The sequence below is a fragment of the Kitasatospora sp. NPDC093558 genome, from assembly GCF_040683475.1.
Lineage (GTDB): Bacteria > Actinomycetota > Actinomycetes > Streptomycetales > Streptomycetaceae > Kitasatospora.
On sequence record NZ_JBFBDY010000633.1, the window covers coordinates 1 to 3,553 of the forward strand.

General features: G+C 74.1%; 4 protein-coding genes. All 4 read left to right on the forward strand.

The features are described 5' to 3' along the window. Positions 1-57 precede the first annotated feature (57 nt). A complete protein-coding gene (locus AB0O00_RS32815; protein WP_329928842.1) occupies positions 58-240 on the forward strand; it encodes a Trm112 family protein in 183 nt (60 codons plus the stop codon). A 70-nt stretch (positions 241-310) separates the two neighbouring features. Beyond that, positions 311-1,558 carry an SIS domain-containing protein gene (locus tag AB0O00_RS32820; RefSeq protein ID WP_363658032.1) on the forward strand — a complete coding sequence of 416 codons (1,248 nt, stop codon included), beginning with the start codon at positions 311-313 and terminating at the stop codon, positions 1,556-1,558. Positions 1,559-1,582: 24 nt separating this feature from the next. Beyond that, the gene (locus AB0O00_RS32825; RefSeq protein WP_363658034.1) at positions 1,583-2,557 is read left to right on the forward strand and encodes a cation diffusion facilitator family transporter; all 975 of its coding nucleotides are present in this window, start codon (positions 1,583-1,585) and stop codon (positions 2,555-2,557) included. A gap of 271 nt (positions 2,558-2,828) precedes the next feature. Next, positions 2,829-3,553: adenosylhomocysteinase (locus tag AB0O00_RS32830; protein ID WP_363658036.1), on the forward strand; the 725-nt coding region annotated here is incomplete at its 3' end.

Here is a 3,553-nt window from a genome sequence, read left to right on the forward strand (position 1 = left end):
AGGGTTGCCTATCGGCCGGGGCACCGCCGCGCCACCTCCCGACTCTTGGAGAGCCCCTTGAAGCTCGAATCCTTCCTGCTGGAGATCCTGGTCTGCCCGCAGTGCCGGGCCGCGCTCGCCGAGGCCGGCACCGAGGAGCAGCCCGAGCTGGTCTGCACCGGCACCGACTGCGGCCTCGCGTACCCGGTCCGCGACGGCATTCCGGTCCTCCTGGTGGACGAGGCCCGCCGCCCGGCCTGATCCTTGGGGCGAAGCCCCGCCAGCCCAGCGCCCCCAGGACCGCAGCCGACCGCAGCCGGAGGACCGCCGCATGCTCGACGACACCCTGCTCGACGACCCGGCCGCCCTCCAGCGCGCCGACCGCGACCGCGCCCTGCTCGCCCTGGCCGGCTCGGGTGCGCGGGTGCGCACCGCGCTGCGGCTCGCCGACGCGGCCGGCCTCGACCGGCTGCGGCCCGACGGCCGTCCGCGCGCCGTGCTCGTCGCCGGGCACGGCAGCGCGCTGACCGCGGGCGAGGTCCTCGCCGCGCTGGCCGGCACCGGCAGCCTCGTCACCCCGCTGCCGCCCACCGACGCCACCGCCCCGCGCGCCGACCGGGCCGGCGCCCCGCCCGTCTTCACCGCCGGGCTCGGCTGGCAGCTGCCCGGCTGGGCGGGCCCGCTCGACCTGCTGGTGATCAGCTCCGCGGACGGCGACGAGCAGGGCCTGATCGGCCTCGCCGAGCAGGCCTACGCCCGCGGCTGCGCGATCGTCGTCACCGCGCCCGAGGGCAGCCCGCTCGCCGTGGCGGCGCTCCAGGTGCGGGCGCTGCCGCTGCCGTACGTGCCGTCGGCGCGGCCCGAGGACGAGTCGCCGGCCGAGCTCGCCGCCGAGCCCGACCTGCCCGCCGAGGACCCGGGCGCGCTGTGGGCCCACCTGACCCCGCTGCTGGCGCTCGCCCAGAAGATCGGCGTCACCCAGCTGCCGTACGACGCGCTGCCGGCCACCGCCGACCTCCTCGACGCGACGGCCGTCCGCTGCCGCCCCGACGCCGCCGCGTACACCAACCCCGCCAAGGGCCTGGCCGCCCGGCTCGCCGGGACCGTCCCGCTGCTGTGGGCCGAGGGCGCCGTCGCCGGGGCCGTCGCCACCCGCTTCGCCGCCCAGCTGGCCGACCGGGCCGGCCGCCCGGCACTGCCCGGCCTGCTGCCGCAGGCGCTCACCGCCCACCGCGGCATGTTCACCGGCCAGCTCGGCGCGGGCGCCGATCCGGACGACTTCTTCCGCGACCGCGTGGAGGAGCCGGACCCGCTGCACCTCCAGGTCCTGCTGCTGCGGCACACCCCGGGCACGCCCGGCGGCCCGCTCGACGACGAGGGCCCGGCCGAGGTGCCCGAGGACCACGAGGGCCCGCGCGCCTTCGGCGTCTCCCGGGCGCACCGCCTCGCCGCCGCCCACGACGTCCGGCTCACCGAGTACGCCAGCGCCCGGCCCGAGCCGCTGCACGCGCTCGCCGACCTCGTCGCGCTGACCGACTTCGCCGCCGTCTACCTGGGGCTCGCCGCCGCGCAGTCGTAGCGAGCTGCGCGTTACGGTGACCGCATGAGTACCGAGGGTGGGACAAAAGCGCTGGTCGCGGCCCTGTCGGCGAACCTGGCGATTGCGGCGGCCAAGTTCACCGCCTTCGGCTTCACCGGGTCGTCGTCGATGCTGGCCGAGGGCGTCCACTCCGTGGCCGACTCCGGCAACCAGGTACTGCTGCTGATCGGTGGCAAGCGGGCGCGCCGGGCGGCCGACGAGGAGCACCCGTTCGGGTACGGCCGCGAGCGCTACGTGTACGGCTTCCTGGTGGCCATCGTGCTGTTCAGCGTCGGTGGCCTGTTCGCGGTCTACGAGGGCTGGCACAAGGTGAGCCACCCGGAGGTGCTGGACTCCTGGGGGTGGGCGGTCGGCGTGCTGGTGTTCGCGATCGGGATGGAGGGCTGGTCCTTCCTCACCGCGATGCGCGAGTCGGCGAAGGCCAAGGGCGGCCAGGGCTGGGTGCAGTTCATCCGCACCGCGAAGGCGCCGGAGCTGCCCGTGGTGCTGCTGGAGGACACCGGCGCGCTGATCGGCCTGGTCCTCGCACTGCTCGGCGTGTCGCTCACCGTGATCACCGGCGACGGCGTCTGGGACGGCGTCGGCACCCTGTGCATCGGCGTCCTCCTGGTGCTGATCGCCGTGGTGCTCGCGCTGGAGACCAAGTCGCTGCTGCTCGGCGAGTCCGCCGATCGCGAGTCGGTGCGCCGCATCCGCGCGGCCCTGGTCGACGGCGACGCCGTCACCGGCGTGATCCACATGCGCACGCTGCACCTGGGCCCCGAGGAGCTGCTGATCGCCGCCAAGATCTCGGTCAACGCGGAGGACAGCGCCGCCCGGGTCGCGGCCGCCATCGACGCCGCCGAGGAGCGGGTGCGCGCGGCCGTCCCGATCGCCCGCGCGATCTACCTGGAGCCGGACGTCTACAGCGCGGCGAAGGCCGCGGCCGGCGCCGACCCGGCCGCCACGCCCGGCGGGCCCGGCCCCGAAAATCCGTAACCGGGAACGGCCGGCGGGGCCACCGGTGTAGATTCGTCACCAGAGCCAGAACGTCGCTGCTGATGGCGGTCGATCGGCGGTCCGCACCCGTAGGGTGTGCCCCGGTCGAGGGAGAGAGGTCCTCCGACGGTTTGTGCCGAGCACAGGGAGCCGGTCCGGTACAGCGGGCACGGCCGCCCCGACGTGGCCGTGTACCCGTACGGCACCGGCGCGTTGCGACGCACATCCAGGACCTTGGCCTTGCCCCACCCCATCAGCGAGGAGCAGACGCATGTCGACCGACATCACCGGTGACTTCAAGGTCGCCGACCTTTCCCTGGCGCCGTTCGGCCGCAAGGAGATCGAGCTGGCCGAGCACGAGATGCCCGGCCTCATGTCGATCCGCGCCGAGTACGCCGGGGCGCAGCCGCTGGCCGGCGCCCGGATCACCGGCTCGCTGCACATGACCGTGCAGACCGCGGTCCTGATCGAGACCCTGACCGCGCTGGGCGCCGAGGTCCGCTGGTGCTCGTGCAACATCTTCTCCACCCAGGACCACGCGGCCGCCGCCATCGCGGTCGGCCCGGAGGGCACCCCGGAGAACCCGCAGGGCATCCCGGTCTTCGCCTGGAAGGGCGAGACGCTGGAGGAGTACTGGTGGTGCACCGAGCAGGCGCTGACCTGGCCGGACGGCAAGACCCCGAACATGATCCTGGACGACGGCGGTGACGCCACCCTCCTGATCCACAAGGGCGTCGAGTTCGAGAAGGCCGGTGCCGCTCCGGACCCGTCCACCGCGGACAACGACGAGTTCCGGATCATCCTGGAGCTGCTGAACCGCACGCTCGTCGAGACCCCGAACAAGTGGACCGAGGTCGCCGCCACGATCAAGGGCGTGACCGAGGAGACCACGACGGGTGTCCACCGTCTGTACGAGATGCACCGTGACGGCAAGCTGCTGTTCCCGGCGATCAACGTGAACGACTCGGTGACGAAGTCGAAGTTCGACAACAAGTA

Bases quoted from the DNA above. Each gene is read 5' to 3' on its own strand.
- AB0O00_RS32825 (WP_363658034.1), top strand. From the start codon at position 1,583: ATGAGTACCGAGGGTGGGACAAAAGCGCTGGTCGCGGCCCTGTCGGCG.
- AB0O00_RS32820 (WP_363658032.1), top strand. From the start codon at position 311: ATGCTCGACGACACCCTGCTCGACGACCCGGCCGCCCTCCAGCGCGCC.